Source organism: Hyella patelloides LEGE 07179 (assembly GCF_900659865.1).
Lineage (GTDB): Bacteria > Cyanobacteriota > Cyanobacteriia > Cyanobacteriales > Xenococcaceae > Hyella > Hyella patelloides.
Window position 1 is genome coordinate 1 of sequence record NZ_LR213940.1, and the last position, 14,613, is coordinate 14,613.

The window sequence follows — 14,613 nt, forward strand, 5'->3', positions numbered from 1 at the left end:
TTTTTTGATGATAAAAAGGATATATTCTGAATGGTTGTCAAAGATGCACTTATGGAAGAGCAATATAGTTATCTAGAACAAAATATAAATATCGAATATGTAAAACGGTCAATTCCTTTTGTAGTTGATTTGAGTCCAGAAAGCCAGCAAAAATTTCTGAGTCATTTTGTGACTCTTTCTCATCCAGCAAATCAAATTATTTTACTCGAAAACGATTGGGGAGGTTCTGTATACTTCATACTAGAAGGCTGGGTTAAAATTCGCACTTATAACTTAGATGGGAAGGAAGTAACCTTAAACATAATTGGCAAAGGTGAGATTTTCGGTGAAATGGCAGCATTAGATAAACAGCCTCGCTCTACTGATGCGATTACTTTAACCACTACAACTATTGGTAGAATACCAGCAGAAGATTTTGTCGATTTAATAACTACTGAGCCAATGGCGGGAGTCTGCCTAGCACAAATTATGGCTCGCAGACTTCGGCAAGTTAACCGTCGTTTACAGTTAAGAGAGGCAAACAGTCTTTCGAGAGTGGCAGACGCTATTTTATTTTTAGTAGATGGGCAAGGTAGAGAAGCAGAAGGAATCATGGAAATTCCCAATCTACCCCATAGAGAAATCAGTAGCTTGAGTGGATTAGCTAGGGAAACTGTTACTAGAGTATTAACTAAACTAGAGAAGAGAGGATTAATCGAACGGGATGCAGATTTATTGCGAATCCCCGATATACTAGCCTTGGAAAATGCCATCGGTTAGTGAAGTTTTCTCAGTCACAGATTATCTCGATCCCGCTTAACGAGCGCGGGGATGGGGAGACGGGGTTCACAAGCTGGGCGGGAGACCCGCCCAGACGACCCCTCACTTTTTTGATTAAATATTTTGCTACCAATAGTTTTCTTTGGTAGTTTGAAGTCTCCCCTATCCACCCCTGCCGAGGTAACTGAGGCAAACGTCCGTCATATGCCCTAAAGGACTTCCTTCGGTCGCGCGAGTGTTGACGGGACTCCGTTGTACAACGACGAAGGCAGCACGTGACTGTTGGTCAATCTATCTGATTAAGTTATTACTTTATGTCTAATCAAGAATCTGAAGACCGCAATGAGCCATCTATTTTTCTAGATACAGTAAACAATAGTAATTGGGTTGATGGAGACGATCCAAAATTTGCCGTGTCTTCTCAATTACCATCAGTTACTTCTAGAAAGAAATCCCCCGTGAATAAAACAAAAACTGTAGTAATGGTAGAAACTGCCTTTTTAGCTAGTGCTGCTAGCCTAATTTGGCTAATTAATTATTATTTTCCTTTAGGACCTTTGCTCAAGCTTTTTTTCCCTATACCAACTGCTTTAGTCTATCTGAGAAGAGGCTCTCGCGCTGCTTGGATGTCTGCTTTAGTAGCAATGCTTCTGTTATCCGTTTTGATGGGACCAACTCGTAGTATTGTTTTTTTGATGCCTTATGGTTTGATGGGAATTCAACTAGGTGCTTGTTGGCAACGTAAAACTAATTGGTTATTGTCTATCACTTTAGGCTCTTTGATTGGTAGTATTGGCTTGTTTTTCCGCTTTTGGTTATTTTCAATTCTTTTGGGAGAAGACCTTTGGGTATACGTAATCACTCAAATTACCCAGTTAACGGATTGGTTATTTTTAAAACTAGGTATTTTAGCTCAACCAGACTTTTTCTTAATTCAAGTTTTGGCGTTGATTATGATTTTGATCAATAATTTGATTTATTTATTTGCTGTTCATTTGGTTGCTTTGATATTGTTAGATCGTTTAGGAAACCCCATAGCTCGTCCTCCTCAATGGGTCAGGACTTTGTTAGATTACTAAAAATGATTTTTCTTTACAGTCAAATACTACAAGGTCAAAGTTGGTTGAGACGCTATCAGGGAAAACAGGCTCGCTTTGCCTGTATTTTGGGTTTTACGGCTACTGGCTTAATTCCTGGTATCTCTGCTGCGGGAGCAACTCCCCAAGATCGGGAGTATACAGCGATCGCCGATGCGGAGTTTTTAGTTCAAGGGGTGCAAGCAACACCCCAACATTCCTTACCCCATCTCACAACAGGAGCATCTCCAGTTTTTATAACAAGAGCGATCGCAGAATCGTGCCAGTTACCCACAGACATTTTTAATGCAGGTTTACTGCATCCTCCCACAGTAGAAGCGATCGATTTGCAAGGAATGGCTGCCAACTGTGTTTCTTCTGGTCGCGCTATGAACAAAGAAATCGTTAAACATCTATTTCAGCAGGGTATGAAATGGGGCGCAAAATTAGCAGTAACCACAGATTATCTGATTATTGGGGAATGTGTGGTAGGAGGAACAACTACCGCTTTAGCTGTCTTGTCTGGTTTAGGAGTTAATGCTTCAGGAATGGTTAATAGCAGTCATCCGTGTTGTAATCACGAGCAAAAGTGGTTGATTGTACAACAGGGTTTGCAAAAATCAGGATTAAATAATCTCTCAAGCGTCGATCCTTTTGATGTTGTCGCTGCGGTAGGCGATCCGATGCAAATTGTGGCTGCGGGAATGGCAATTACGGCGAGTCGCCATGGGGGAGTACTGTTAGCAGGAGGGACTCAAATGTTAGCAGTTTATGCTCTGATTAAACAGATTATTAATTACACTCCCCTTGCCGCTGAAATAGAACAAATAGTTGTGGGTACGACTCGTTGGGTAGCAGAAGATTCTACAGGAGATACCATTAAACTTGCTCAAAAAATTGGAGGAGTCTCCCTTTTAGCTACCGGGCTTAACTTTGCTACCTCCAAGTATCCTAGTTTTCGTGCTTACGAAGCAGGATATGTCAAAGAAGGAGTGGGTGCTGGAGGTTGTGCGATTTACGCTCACCTGGCAAAAGGTAAGACTTCCATTCAAGTGCTAAATATCATCGAAAATTTGTTTGCCCAATACCCGTAAATTAAGATTTGATTCTATAGGTTAGAAGTTGTTCTTCTAAAGCAGCAATTCGGTTATAAGCAGCAGTTAATTGCGCTGTTAAACGGCGAATTTGAATTTCTGGAGACAATTCGCGTTCGCTTCCCGAAATACTATTGATGTTACTGCTAGTTTCGTCAACCAAGATGTCTTTGTGATGGGATAGAGAGTATGCAGCGTCTTTACCTTCCGAATTTTTCTGGCTTTGATATTGGTCAAAGGAAGATAGTGAATAGGCGTTAGGGACTGGTGACTTATTTTCAGATAAGGTTTCAACTCGCTCGCCAATTCTCTCTACTAATTGGTAAAGACGATTCATTTTACCCTCAAGCTCTTTAATCTGTATCTGTAATGTATCCATAAAATATTATGCCCATGATGAGATTCTGAACTAATCCTAGAATCATTAGCCAAAAAAGTCCCAACTATTCCTGATTCATTTAACAATTGCATCTAAATGTAAACTGATTGTAATTAAAGCGATATACTAAGTAACTTTTAGTTATAAATTCCCAGTCAGCTTTAAAACAAGAAGTGTCAGAAATAGGCATCAATTAGTCCTTATCAAATAAAGCAGATGAATAAGTTTTTTTTATTATATTTGGGGATCGAGAAAAGTCCTAATAACTATTCTTTTTCAATAATGCCACCAGCTAATAAAACATCATCATCGTACCAAACGGCTGCTTGACCAGGAGTAATGCCAAATTGAGGTTCATCAAATACTAGACGAATTCTGCTGTCTTCTAAAGGAATTACATTAACTCCCACAGGTTTAGACCTGTAACGTACTTGAACTGATGCTCGAATGGGGGTTTTTGGTTGAGCAATAGAAACCCAATTAATCCTTTTTACAGTGCATTCGGAACAACTTCCTGAAGTGCGATCGCCAACAATTACGCGATTCATCACCGCATCTAATTTAACTACATACAAAGGCTGTGCTGCTGCAATTCCTAAGCCTTTTCTTTGTCCAATTGTGTAGTGATGAATTCCTTGATGTTTTCCTAAAATATTGCCTTCTAAATCAACAACATCTCCTTCTTGGCGATTGATATATTTATCTAGAAAATCTCGCATTGAGCCATGAGATTCTACGAGACATAAATCTTGACTTTCTGGTTTATTTGCGGTGGAAAGATTAAATTCAGCAGCAATCCGTCTAGTTTCGTTTTTAGTAGTATTTCCTAAAGGAAAAATTGTCCCTGCTAGCAATTCTTGAGTCAAGTCATAGAGAAAATAAGACTGATCTTTATGACGGTCTACCGCTCTTAATAGCTGATAGCGATCGCTTGCTTTATCATAACGAATTCTTGCATAATGTCCTGTAGCGATTTTATCGATCCCTAATTCTTTTTGAGCATATTGCAACATCGGAGCAAACTTAACTGCTCGATTACACTGGGAACAAGGTAAAGGAGTAATTCCTTGTTCGTAACCAGATACTAAATAGTCCACAATATTTTCTTGAAAAAGATCGCGACTATCTACTATGTGGTAAGGAATTTCCAACTGCTCGCAAATTTTAGCTGCATCCACCATTCCTTCAGAGCAGCACTGTCCTTTACCCTTCATTAGCCAAAGAGTAAGTCCTTCCACTTTATAACCTTGATGATGCAATACAGCAGCAGCAACAGAACTATCAACGCCACCAGACAAGCCTACAACGACCTTATTCATGAAACAAAAAAAGAATATTAACTTCTAAGAAATATAGAGTCTCTTATTTTTATAGTAAATTGGCACACTTGATTATAACAATTCAATTTTTGTTATTAGTAGTTAAGGAATGAGAATTTAATAAAATCCAAAATTAAAATATTGGTGCGTTACGCTGACGCTAACAACACCATACCTAATCTGTAAGTTATTTAGTTCGCGATCCTAAGTAATTAGTAGTTAGTGGCTCATCCCTCATCCTTCATCCTTCATCCTTCCTCAATATGCTTCGTCTTTCTCAAGGACACCTCAATCTCCTAGAAACTTGTCCCCCAAAATTCCAACAATCCTATCTCACTCTAGCAAGCTCTTTACCCAACCCCGAAACAGAAGAACGACAAACCTGGGGTAGTCGCTTCCATTTGTTAATGCAACAAAGAGAGTTAGGATTATCCATTACATCCTTATTAGAAGAAGATACAGAGTTAGATCGCTCTTTAAAAGCACTTGTTCAAGCAGCACCAGAACTTTTAACCAATAACAGCCAACAAAAAAGAGAAGCCGAACATTCTCGTACACTTAGTTTTGGCAATTATCTCTTAACTGTAATTTACGATCTTTTAATTGCAGAAGAAGAGCAAGCCAAAATTATTGACTGGAAAACCTATCTCAAACCAGAGAAGAGAGCTAAACTGGCTCGCAATTGGCAAACTCGACTTTATCTCTATGTACTAGCGGAAACTTCAGATTATTCTCCAGAACAAATATCCATGACTTACTGGTTTGTTAAACTACCGAAAAAAACCCAGAGTCATACCTTTTCTTATAGTCAAGAACAGCATCAGAAAACTGAGCAAGATTTAACTGAGTTACTAACTAATCTCGATAATTGGTTGTCCTCTAAAGATCGCCATAGTTTTCCTCATCGTAATAACTGTGAATCAAACTGTCCTTACTATCAAGAATTATTAGTCGCTAATATTAGTAATAAGACAAAAAAATATAATGTCAGCGATCGAGATCACTTACTACATGATATTCAAGATATTTCAGAAATTCCTCTTTAAAAATTACTAAATTTTTTATTAATCATTACTGAAACCAAAGCTAATTATCACTAAAAAACAACATTTATGAAAAAGTAAGTAAAATAACTTAATTACCTTAAATTCTCTAGGATCATAAGAATCAAGCTATTTAGTATGGTTCAGTGTAAATTCTCGCTCAGTATCTACTACTATACAGCTTCACTTAATACTAAGATATTATAAGCAGTTAAAATTTTAAAATTAGTTTTTATTCAATAAATACCTATGTAATCATCAGGTTTATGAAGCAAAAATAATCCAGATAATCTGCGTCAATTACTCAAAAAAGCTAATACCTAAAGACAAAATACAGTATTTTCAGGGCATAGTATAAATTTGGCTATTTTTTAATTCTTGTCAAAAAAACATGAAATAATCATAATTATAAGTATTTTTGCCAAAAAAAATAACCTTCTATATTAGATCGTTAATCCGCAATAATCAGGTTGTCGAGCCAATTGTAAAAAGCCATATTGTTATTGAAAGAACATTATCTTGGTTACAAAACTATTATTTCTTTAATTTACTAGTAAAAGAGCGAAATAATTAAATAGATAAATTTTCTTTGAAACCATAAAACAGGTTTTTTTAAAACAAAAATCACACACTAACAATCAAGGTTATGCTATGAAAAATTTGCTATGTTATGCATCAGGGGCTTCTATTTTGGCAATCAGTTTGACAGTTGGATTAGCGGGAAATGCCAATGCTGCTGCTCTTCAAGGTCGGGTAGGGATAAATCCTCCTGGTGAAGACGGAGTTGAATCTGGTGTAGTTTTTACTGGAACTGGTATTATCGATCCTAATGGGAATCCCTTGACTGATTTCGATTTTACCCCCCCCACTGGAGGCGATGTTGGTGCGGTAGTTGAAATTAATGCTAATCCGTTTAATGGCTTCGACGACTTCGCTTCCTTCGTAGGTAACAACGGTACTATTCAAGATGTAACTGCAGAAGAACTTCTTGCTCTTGGTGGTTTAGATGACACCTTCACTCCCACTGGTGAACCTACTCCAATACCTAACTTCATTGAATTTCCTGACGCATTTTCTTTCACTCTAGAGGGAGTTAGTGCACCACAGTATAGCTTTAATAGTGGCGATACAACTGTTACTATTAGTGCTTTTGGAAAATTTATCAATCTATCTGACGGTTCTTTGGATGAATCCAATGGTAGAGGCACTTTCAGTGTTGATTTTGCAGGTAAAAGCATCGCTGAAACTAGAGCTTTGTTTGATATGCCTGGGGAAGTACCCGACGAGTTTAATCCTGGTACTTGGTCTAGTAATTTTGTAGCATTCTCTGATAACCCACCTGAAGTTGTTCCTGAAGCTTCTAACTTATTAGGTTTGTTAGCTGTAGGTTTAGTGGGTAGTGGTTCTCTATTCAAACGCAAGATAGGTTCTCGCAAATAATCCCTGAGATTCTAAAAAACTAATTTACAATCTGGCGTTGCTGATTTAAGTAATGTCACCCAAAATAATACGGTTCTTAGCTATAAGCTATAAGCTTTGAAATAATTTTGAATAACAGCATAGATTAGTAAAAACTTGTCTCAGCATTATGCATTCACCAACGCCTACAATCTAAAATCATTTCTGGCTCACTTCGGTGGGCTTTTTTTGTTTGGGTGTTGTTGATTTTCAACTAACGGGACTTAGACATTTTTTAGTCAAAAATAGCCTCAAATCTATACACAGTAAAAGCTTTACTTCGATTTGACGTTTTTCCTGATATACTTGGATTTCAGCGATTTTTTGGCGTTTGACGTATATCCCTTGCGCCACCTGGATTTGAGGCTGTTTTCTTCTGTTTTTCGTCTAAGTCCCGCTAAGCGTCTCAATAAATTAGTCCTTGAGGGCTAACTACGGACTTTTTTTGCTTTAGCTTTTTAAAACAGGAAAATTTAAAATTACCACCAAGTTTGAGATTATTTTTGCCAATCGGATTTAATATAAAAAATCAAACATATATCAGCTTTTACTGGTATTGCAATATAGAGCAGCCTCAAATCTCAAATGGTTCATGAAATTAACCTAAGACGAATGACTAAGAACCGATGTTGAAGTGTTTATACTTATCGTATTTATACTCGCGTATTTATTTAATATTGCTTGGTTAAGTAAAGTAAACTCCGTGAAAATTAGACAACAGACAATAAGTACTGAAAGAGAAAGATTTGAGGTTTTTGACTAAGTTGCTATTAATATCTTACGAATCTAAAATTTACCATAAATCATACCTAAAGATGACTAAAAAAAAGTTTCAAGATTCAGTATAAATTTGGAGAGTTTTGGGTATTTTGTTAAAGCTAAGTACAACATTAAATAAAAATATGGCATGAGTAAGACTACGGAATTATCTAAAACATGTAATTAAATCAAATAAAATATTTTATCCGTAATAATTCTGTTGTCGAGTAAATACGGATCGGTCATATTATTAACTAGCAGAAAACCACTTTATACCTATCATGAAAAGTAACGAGAACCTCAAAAATATGTAATTAAAAACCAGGACAAGTCTGATGTCTTGTGTATAGATACATACTTTTAATTAATCTAGTTATTAGGAAATGGTATTGGGGAAAAAAATCAGGTTTTTTGACTCTAAAAAATAACACAAAGCAGTGACAACTAAGGTTATGAAAAATTTACTACGTTATGTCTCCCAAGCTTCTATTTTGGGAATTAGTTTGACAGTTGGTCTAGCTGGCAATGCTAATGCTCTTACTATTACTCCTACTAATGACGGTACTGCTTTAACAAACTCTATCTTAGGACAAGGTATTACAGTTACTCCAGGTTCTATTATCTACACTGGTGCAGATGGTGCTGCGGGTTTCTTTAGTGATGCAGCCTCATCTATAGGTATAGAAGAAGGAATTATTTTAACTAGCGGTCAAGCTAGTAGTGCAGTTGGTCCCAATAGTAGTGATTTGACAACTACTGAGAATGGTACTGCTGGAGATTCAGACTTAAATTCTTTACTAATAGGAAGTGGACTTTCTAGTAATGATGCCAGTATCCTCGAATTTGAATTTGAATCTGAAGGCGGAGACCTATTCTTCGATTTCGTATTCGCCTCTGAAGACTATAATGAATTTGCCAATAGCAATTTCATTGACGTTTTGGGATTCTTCCTCGATGGAGAAAATATTGCTTTAATCCCTGGAACAACAACTCCAGTTTCTACGAACAATGTTAATGGTGGTAATCCATTAGGCACTAATGCTCAGAACGCCCGATTCTATAATAACAATGATACTAACGATGGTGGTCCTTTCTTTGATATTGAGTATGATGGCTTTACCAATGTTTTCACTGCTCAAGCTTTAGGATTATCCCCAGGAACACATACTATTAAATTAGCTGTTGCTGATGTTGGAGATAGTCGCATAGACTCCGCATTTTTTATTGCAGCTAAGAGTTTTGCTGATGTCAAAGATCCCGTAAAAACTCCCGAATCAGATTCTCTATTAAGTCTGTTAGCCGTGGGTTTAGTTGTTAGTAGCTCTGTCTTCAAATGCAAGATGGGTTCTCAAAAATAATCCCTTGTAGTCTCAAAAAGTTAATTTCCCATCATTAATATCGCTCGCCTTGGTGGGCTTTTTTTATTTATTGTCATTAAATTTGTATTTGAGATCGAGCAATTTCCAGATGAATCAATAAAGTGATAATCTATAAGGTGGCAAATTTTAGAACTTATTAAGATTTACTCTGCCATATTAAATATCTAATCTAATCACCAAGTAGACCTAAAGCATGGTAGCCACAACAGATAAAACAAACGTCGGAAAAATCACTCAAGTTATCGGTCCCGTTATCGATGCCGAATTTACTGCTGGTAAAATGCCTCGCATTTATAATGCCTTAAAAGTAGCAGGTAGAAACTCAGCAGGACAAGATGTAGCCGTCACCTGTGAAGTACAACAACTACTTGGTGACAACCAGGTTCGTGCTGTTGCAATGAGTAGCACGGATGGTTTGATCCGAGGTATGGATGTTACTGATACTGGCGCACCCATTAGTGTTCCCGTTGGTAAAGCTACTCTAGGTAGAATTTTTAACGTTCTCGGTGAAACTGTGGACAATGCAGGTCCAGTTGGCACTGATGAAACCTCTCCTATTCACAGACCAGCACCCAAGTTAACTGAACTGTCAACCAAGCCCAAAGTATTTGAAACAGGTATTAAAGTTGTTGACTTGCTAACACCTTACCGTCAGGGCGGAAAAATCGGTCTGTTTGGCGGTGCGGGAGTTGGTAAGACCGTTATTATGATGGAATTAATCAACAACATCGCAATTCAGCACGGCGGTGTATCTGTATTCGGTGGTGTAGGGGAACGTACCCGTGAAGGTAATGACCTCTACAATGAAATGATCGAATCTAAAGTAATCGATGCCGATAACCCCGAAAACTCCAAAATTGCTCTGGTCTATGGTCAAATGAACGAACCACCTGGAGCAAGAATGCGTGTTGGTTTGTCTGCGTTGACTATGGCGGAATACTTCCGTGATGTGAATAAGCAAGATGTACTGCTATTTATCGATAACATCTTTCGTTTCGTACAGGCTGGTTCTGAGGTATCTGCACTTTTAGGGCGGATGCCTTCTGCGGTAGGTTATCAGCCCACTCTTGGTACTGATGTTGGTGACTTACAAGAACGTATTACTTCGACAAAAGAAGGCTCTATTACTTCTATTCAAGCAGTATATGTTCCTGCGGATGATTTGACTGATCCCGCGCCTGCAACTACTTTTGCTCACTTAGATGGCACTACAGTACTATCTCGTGGTTTGGCTTCCAAAGGTATTTATCCTGCGGTAGACCCTCTAGATTCTACTAGCACCATGTTGCAGCCTAGCATTGTAGGGAAAGAACATTACAACACTGCTCGTGCAGTACAGTCTACTTTACAACGCTATAAAGAATTACAAGATATTATTGCCATCTTGGGTCTAGACGAGCTTTCTGAAGAAGATCGTATCACTGTAGACCGTGCTCGTAAAATTGAGCGTTTCTTATCTCAGCCTTTCTTCGTGGCTGAAGTATTTACAGGTGCACCTGGTAAATACGTAACTCTTGCAGATACTATTAAAGGGTTCCAAATGATCCTTAATGGTGAGCTTGATGATCTTCCTGAGCAAGCTTTCTATCTTGTAGGAGATATCGAAGAAGCTAAAGCTAAAGCTGAAAAAATCAAAGCTTCTACTTAAACAGTGAAGTGAACAGTTATCAGAAGTGCGACCTCAGCACGATGCTTCATCAGCTAAGGAACGCGCACTTCTCGAAGAGTGAACAGTTTTAATGACAAATATTGTGACGAGCCAAGTCAATCAGTATTTGCACTTTTGAATTTAAAAAAATTAATTCAAGTAACAGAGCCATCATTATTAGAGTCACTGATAACTGATAACTGCTAATTGCTAATTGCTAATGGATAATTGATAACTGAAAAGATGGCATTAAATTTAAAAGTAATTACCCCAGATAAGACTGTTTGGGACGATTCCATAGAGGAAGTCGTACTGCCTAGTACCACTGGACAATTAGGTATTCTGAGCGGTCACGCACCTTTGCTAACAGCTTTAGAAATCGGTGTTATGAGAGTTCGCCCTGATAAAGAGTGGAAGGCGATCGCCTTGGCTGGTGGCTTTGCCGAAGTTGATAACAACGAAGTAAAAGTTCTAGTTAACAACGCGGAGATGGGAGAAAAGATCGATCTTGAAGCTGCTCGCTCTGAATACGAATCTGCACAAAGCAATTTTGATGCAGCAGACAAAAGTGATGACAAACTAGCAAAAACCCGTGCAACTCAAGCTTTAAAAAAAGCAAGAGCGCGTTTTCAAGCTGCTGGAGGCATGGCATCCTAAGCAGATATAAAATAGGGCAGAGACGATTGACAATTCTCTGCCCTATACAACTATTAAGCTTAAAAACTGACATACCAACATTGATTGGTAATGACTCTTTAGTTAGTTCCAGTGAACACAACTTCAGGAAACTTGGTTTGAGCCTGTAACATACTGGTTCTCTTGCCATGTTCTTGCCAAAAGTTAATTACTTCGGTTGCTTTGTTGAGAACTTCGATTCTTTCAGCTTCATCAATCCAGTGTTTTGCTTCTAGCTCATCTTTGAGTTCTTCCCAAGCATTGTTGCGAGGCCAAAAGAAATATGCAGTAAGGGGGCTTGTTCCTTTACCCACTACCTGATCGACTGCGATCGCTACATCTTTGTCTAACCAAAGAACTTTAAGTGTAAATCTAGACTCCAATTACGCCTCCAACTTAATCTATATAATTATTGTTAATATTTTTTGTCCATTTGCCATTATATCAAACTGCCGTTATGAAAACCGAACAATTACAAGCAATCGTAGTTTTTGATATTGATGGAGTAGTCAGAGATGTTGGCGGATCCTATCGTAGAGCGATCGCGGACACAGTAGAACAGTTTACTGATGGTTCTTTTCGCCCCACAATGGAAAATATTGACGAGCTAAAATCTGAAGGTATTTGGAACAATGATTGGGAAGCTTCCCAAGAGTTGATCTATCGGTATCAAGAATCCCAAGGAAAAGCTAGAGAGGCAATTAGTATTGGTTACGAAAAGATTGTTGATTTTTTTCAAGGACGTTACAGAGGAAGCGATCCCCACAATTTTGATGGTTATATCACTAACGAACCTTTATTAATGTCAGCAAAATATTTGGAACATCTCAGTCAAAATAATATTGGTTGGGGTTTTTTTAGTGGTGCTACTAGAGGTTCAGCAGAATATATCTTAAAACAACGTTTAGGCTTACAAAAACCGATTTTAGTAGCAATGAAAGATGCTCCAGGTAAACCAAATCCCACAGGTTTATTTGATGTCGTAAGACAAATTTTACAAGGAGATAATAGTCAAGTTTCTGTAATTTATGTTGGTGATACAGTAGCGGATATGCAAACAGTAATCGCTGCGAGCCAAGAACAACCAAATACTAATTGGATTGGCGTAGGTGTGTTACCACCTCATGCACAAAATAATCTTGAGCAACAAGAAAAATATCAAGAAAAGCTTAAGAATTCTGGAGCAGCAATAGTGTTAAATAATGTAGAAAAATTAAATTATGATTTAATCACTAGCTTGCTATAAATCTCGTCCAGGGTAGGTTTATTTTGGATAAGCGAATAGACAAGCTATAGCAATCATAAATAATTCGTCAATTTATGAAATAATTCTAGATTTTAATAGTTATCAGATAAGCCTATTTATTGATATGTACGATTAAGTAAAAGGTGAACGGATCGAGGCTAAAGGCAGCCATTAATTTGCGATAGCCATAACATATTAATTTCTTACTCTTTAAAAAATAATTGTTAATTGAGAAGTATTATTCGACATTTTTGATTGTTAAGTTTAGTTATTAAAGGTTTAGCGATCGGGTTACTATAAGCTTAGGAAAACTATTGCTCAAAATTTTATAAAATCAAATCATTCCATGACCGCAAATACTACAAACGTCGGATTAGCTTCAAGATTAGTTAATACCGTTTTAAGCATTTCTCCTTTAGCAAACTTTGCCAAAAGTAAAGCACGCAAAATGATGATCGATCGTGCAGAAGATTTAGGGGTTTCTTGGCGAGACAACGTAAGTAAGCTTAGTCAGCGCAATTGGAAAGCAGAATTTAACGCCATAGAAAATAAACAGCTTCAATATCCAGAATATTATCTTAATTCTTTTCACGCTTATGAATCTGGTAACCTGAGTTGGTTAGCAGCGTGGGAAGTAGAATCGGCTGCTTATGCTGTTCATGCCAAAATTTGGGAAGATGCAGGAACTAAAGGAGACTCTCGACTGAGAGAAAGTTATCACAAAGTATTACGAAAACAGATAGCAAGCGTACCTCAAGATATTGCGGATCTTGGTTGCGGTGTCGGGATGAGTACTCTAACGCTACAAGAAATATATCCTGAAGCTAATTTAACAGGAGTAGATTTATCTCCTTATTTTTTGGCTGTAGCTCAATATCGCGCCCACAAATTAGCTAAAAAAGCGAATTGGCTTCATCGTGCAGGGGAAGCTACAGGATTACCTAATAATTGCTGCGATTTAGTTTCTGCTTGTTTAGTTTTTCACGAATTACCTACTACCGCAGCGAAAGCAATAATTGAAGAGGCTAATCGTATTTTACGTCCTGGCGGTCATTTGGCAATTATGGATATGAATCCTCAATCAGAAACCTTTCAAAAAATGCCTCCTTATATTTTGACTTTGCTCAAAAGCACTGAGCCTTATTTAGACCAATATTTTGCACTGGATGTCAATCAAACTTTTACTGAGGCAGGATTTGAACTACCTACAATTACAGTAAATAGCCCTCGTCACCGCACTATCATAGCCAAGATTCAATAAAAACTAAGAAAGTCTCATAGGCTGGAAAATATGGTTGTATTAGCCAAAATAAAGACATTTTGCTGTTGCTTATCGCCTATTGCTCTATTATTGTCTGAAAAGAGAATATTATAATCGAGATTTAGACTTCAAGCTGATTTTTGATCGAACAAAAAAAAGAGAAATAGTTTTTATTTCTCTTCTACAAAAAAAATATATTTTGATGTTTTTAATTTAAACTTAATCTTCCGTAATTTCCCAGGAAGAATCATTAAACTGACTTGTAAAGCTATTTTCGTTACCCAAAGCAGTATCGGATAACAGAGGATCGATAGCATTAGCACTAAAGCTACCGCTACCTTCAATCAAAAGCAGATCGACATTTTCTGTAGTATGAGAGATCTCGCTATCCAGCAATTCTCATTTTGGCAAAAATAGGGATTTAGTTCTCTATCTTTGACAGATAACTAAGATTAATGAGGGATAATTTTTGGTTAAATTATGAAATTATAGATGTGGAGGGTGGATAAAATCCTCA

Annotated in this window: 14 protein-coding genes; 10 read left to right on the plus strand and 4 right to left on the minus strand. The window is 37.4% G+C overall.

Features of this window, described 5'->3' with window-relative positions:
- Positions 1-51: 51 nt before the first annotated feature.
- The 3 genes from H1P_RS22290 (at position 52) to cobT (ending at position 2,929) form a co-directional block, all read left to right on the plus strand.
- Positions 52-759, plus strand: a complete 708-nt coding sequence (locus H1P_RS22290; RefSeq protein WP_144871504.1) for a cyclic nucleotide-binding domain-containing protein — start codon at positions 52-54, stop codon at positions 757-759.
- A gap of 314 nt (positions 760-1,073) precedes the next feature.
- Entirely contained in the window at positions 1,074-1,838 is a 765-nt protein-coding gene (locus H1P_RS22295) for a DUF2232 domain-containing protein (protein WP_144871481.1), read from the plus strand.
- Between the two features lie 2 nt (positions 1,839-1,840).
- A complete protein-coding gene (gene cobT, locus H1P_RS22300; protein ID WP_144871483.1) occupies positions 1,841-2,929 on the plus strand; it encodes a nicotinate mononucleotide-dependent phosphoribosyltransferase CobT in 1,089 nt (362 codons plus the stop codon).
- Between the two features lies 1 nt (position 2,930).
- Here the strand turns inward: cobT and H1P_RS22305 are convergent, their stop codons facing one another.
- Together H1P_RS22305 and mnmA are read right to left on the minus strand one after the other, a co-directional pair.
- Complete coding sequence (locus H1P_RS22305; RefSeq protein WP_144871485.1) at positions 2,931-3,308, minus strand: hypothetical protein; 378 nt, start codon at positions 3,306-3,308, stop codon at positions 2,931-2,933.
- Positions 3,309-3,574: 266 nt separating this feature from the next.
- Positions 3,575-4,627, minus strand: a complete 1,053-nt coding sequence (gene mnmA / locus H1P_RS22310) for a tRNA 2-thiouridine(34) synthase MnmA (RefSeq protein WP_144871487.1) — start codon at positions 4,625-4,627, stop codon at positions 3,575-3,577.
- 263 nt (positions 4,628-4,890) lie between these two features.
- Between mnmA and H1P_RS22315 the strand changes: the two genes are divergently transcribed.
- From H1P_RS22315 to atpC, 5 genes are all read left to right on the plus strand, one after another.
- Positions 4,891-5,673: a PD-(D/E)XK nuclease family protein gene (locus tag H1P_RS22315; RefSeq protein ID WP_144871489.1), complete on the plus strand. Its 783-nt coding sequence runs from the start codon at positions 4,891-4,893 to the stop codon at positions 5,671-5,673.
- Between the two features lie 648 nt (positions 5,674-6,321).
- A complete protein-coding gene (locus H1P_RS22320) occupies positions 6,322-7,110 on the plus strand; it encodes a hypothetical protein (protein ID WP_144871491.1) in 789 nt (262 codons plus the stop codon).
- A gap of 1,229 nt (positions 7,111-8,339) precedes the next feature.
- The gene (locus H1P_RS22325; protein WP_144871493.1) at positions 8,340-9,245 is read left to right on the plus strand and encodes a choice-of-anchor L domain-containing protein; all 906 of its coding nucleotides are present in this window, start codon (positions 8,340-8,342) and stop codon (positions 9,243-9,245) included.
- Between the two features lie 214 nt (positions 9,246-9,459).
- Positions 9,460-10,914, plus strand: a complete 1,455-nt coding sequence (gene atpD, locus H1P_RS22330; RefSeq protein ID WP_144871495.1) for a F0F1 ATP synthase subunit beta — start codon at positions 9,460-9,462, stop codon at positions 10,912-10,914.
- Between the two features lie 243 nt (positions 10,915-11,157).
- A complete protein-coding gene (atpC, locus tag H1P_RS22335) occupies positions 11,158-11,571 on the plus strand; it encodes an ATP synthase F1 subunit epsilon (protein ID WP_144871497.1) in 414 nt (137 codons plus the stop codon).
- Positions 11,572-11,669: 98 nt separating this feature from the next.
- Here the strand turns inward: atpC and H1P_RS22340 are convergent, their stop codons facing one another.
- Positions 11,670-11,972 (minus strand): 30S ribosomal protein PSRP-3, encoded by a 303-nt coding sequence (locus H1P_RS22340; RefSeq protein WP_144871498.1) that lies wholly within the window; start codon positions 11,970-11,972, stop codon positions 11,670-11,672.
- 74 nt (positions 11,973-12,046) lie between these two features.
- Here H1P_RS22340 and H1P_RS22345 point away from each other — a divergent pair, with 74 nt between their 5' ends.
- Together H1P_RS22345 and H1P_RS22350 are read left to right on the plus strand one after the other, a co-directional pair.
- The gene (locus H1P_RS22345) at positions 12,047-12,835 is read left to right on the plus strand and encodes a TIGR01548 family HAD-type hydrolase (protein WP_144871500.1); all 789 of its coding nucleotides are present in this window, start codon (positions 12,047-12,049) and stop codon (positions 12,833-12,835) included.
- Between the two features lie 346 nt (positions 12,836-13,181).
- Complete coding sequence (locus tag H1P_RS22350; RefSeq protein WP_144871502.1) at positions 13,182-14,096, plus strand: class I SAM-dependent methyltransferase; 915 nt, start codon at positions 13,182-13,184, stop codon at positions 14,094-14,096.
- A gap of 219 nt (positions 14,097-14,315) precedes the next feature.
- Here H1P_RS22350 and H1P_RS36375 read toward each other — a convergent pair whose 3' ends face one another.
- Positions 14,316-14,492 (minus strand): hypothetical protein, encoded by a 177-nt coding sequence (locus tag H1P_RS36375; protein ID WP_186376084.1) that lies wholly within the window; start codon positions 14,490-14,492, stop codon positions 14,316-14,318.
- Between the last annotated feature and the right edge of the window lie 121 nt (positions 14,493-14,613).

What these genes read in the sequence shown, in the direction of transcription:
- H1P_RS22290 (WP_144871504.1), top strand. Translation starts at nt 52, where the DNA reads ATGGAAGAGCAATATAGTTATCTAGAACAAAATATAAATATCGAATAT.
- H1P_RS22295 (WP_144871481.1), top strand. Translation starts at nt 1,074, where the DNA reads ATGTCTAATCAAGAATCTGAAGACCGCAATGAGCCATCTATTTTTCTA.
- cobT (WP_144871483.1), top strand. Translation starts at nt 1,841, where the DNA reads ATGATTTTTCTTTACAGTCAAATACTACAAGGTCAAAGTTGGTTGAGA.
- H1P_RS22305 (WP_144871485.1), bottom strand. Translation starts at nt 3,308, where the DNA reads ATGGATACATTACAGATACAGATTAAAGAGCTTGAGGGTAAAATGAAT.
- mnmA (WP_144871487.1), bottom strand. Translation starts at nt 4,627, where the DNA reads ATGAATAAGGTCGTTGTAGGCTTGTCTGGTGGCGTTGATAGTTCTGTT.
- H1P_RS22315 (WP_144871489.1), top strand. Translation starts at nt 4,891, where the DNA reads ATGCTTCGTCTTTCTCAAGGACACCTCAATCTCCTAGAAACTTGTCCC.
- H1P_RS22320 (WP_144871491.1), top strand. Translation starts at nt 6,322, where the DNA reads ATGAAAAATTTGCTATGTTATGCATCAGGGGCTTCTATTTTGGCAATC.
- H1P_RS22325 (WP_144871493.1), top strand. Translation starts at nt 8,340, where the DNA reads ATGAAAAATTTACTACGTTATGTCTCCCAAGCTTCTATTTTGGGAATT.
- atpD (WP_144871495.1), top strand. Translation starts at nt 9,460, where the DNA reads ATGGTAGCCACAACAGATAAAACAAACGTCGGAAAAATCACTCAAGTT.
- atpC (WP_144871497.1), top strand. Translation starts at nt 11,158, where the DNA reads ATGGCATTAAATTTAAAAGTAATTACCCCAGATAAGACTGTTTGGGAC.
- H1P_RS22345 (WP_144871500.1), top strand. Translation starts at nt 12,047, where the DNA reads ATGAAAACCGAACAATTACAAGCAATCGTAGTTTTTGATATTGATGGA.
- H1P_RS22350 (WP_144871502.1), top strand. Translation starts at nt 13,182, where the DNA reads ATGACCGCAAATACTACAAACGTCGGATTAGCTTCAAGATTAGTTAAT.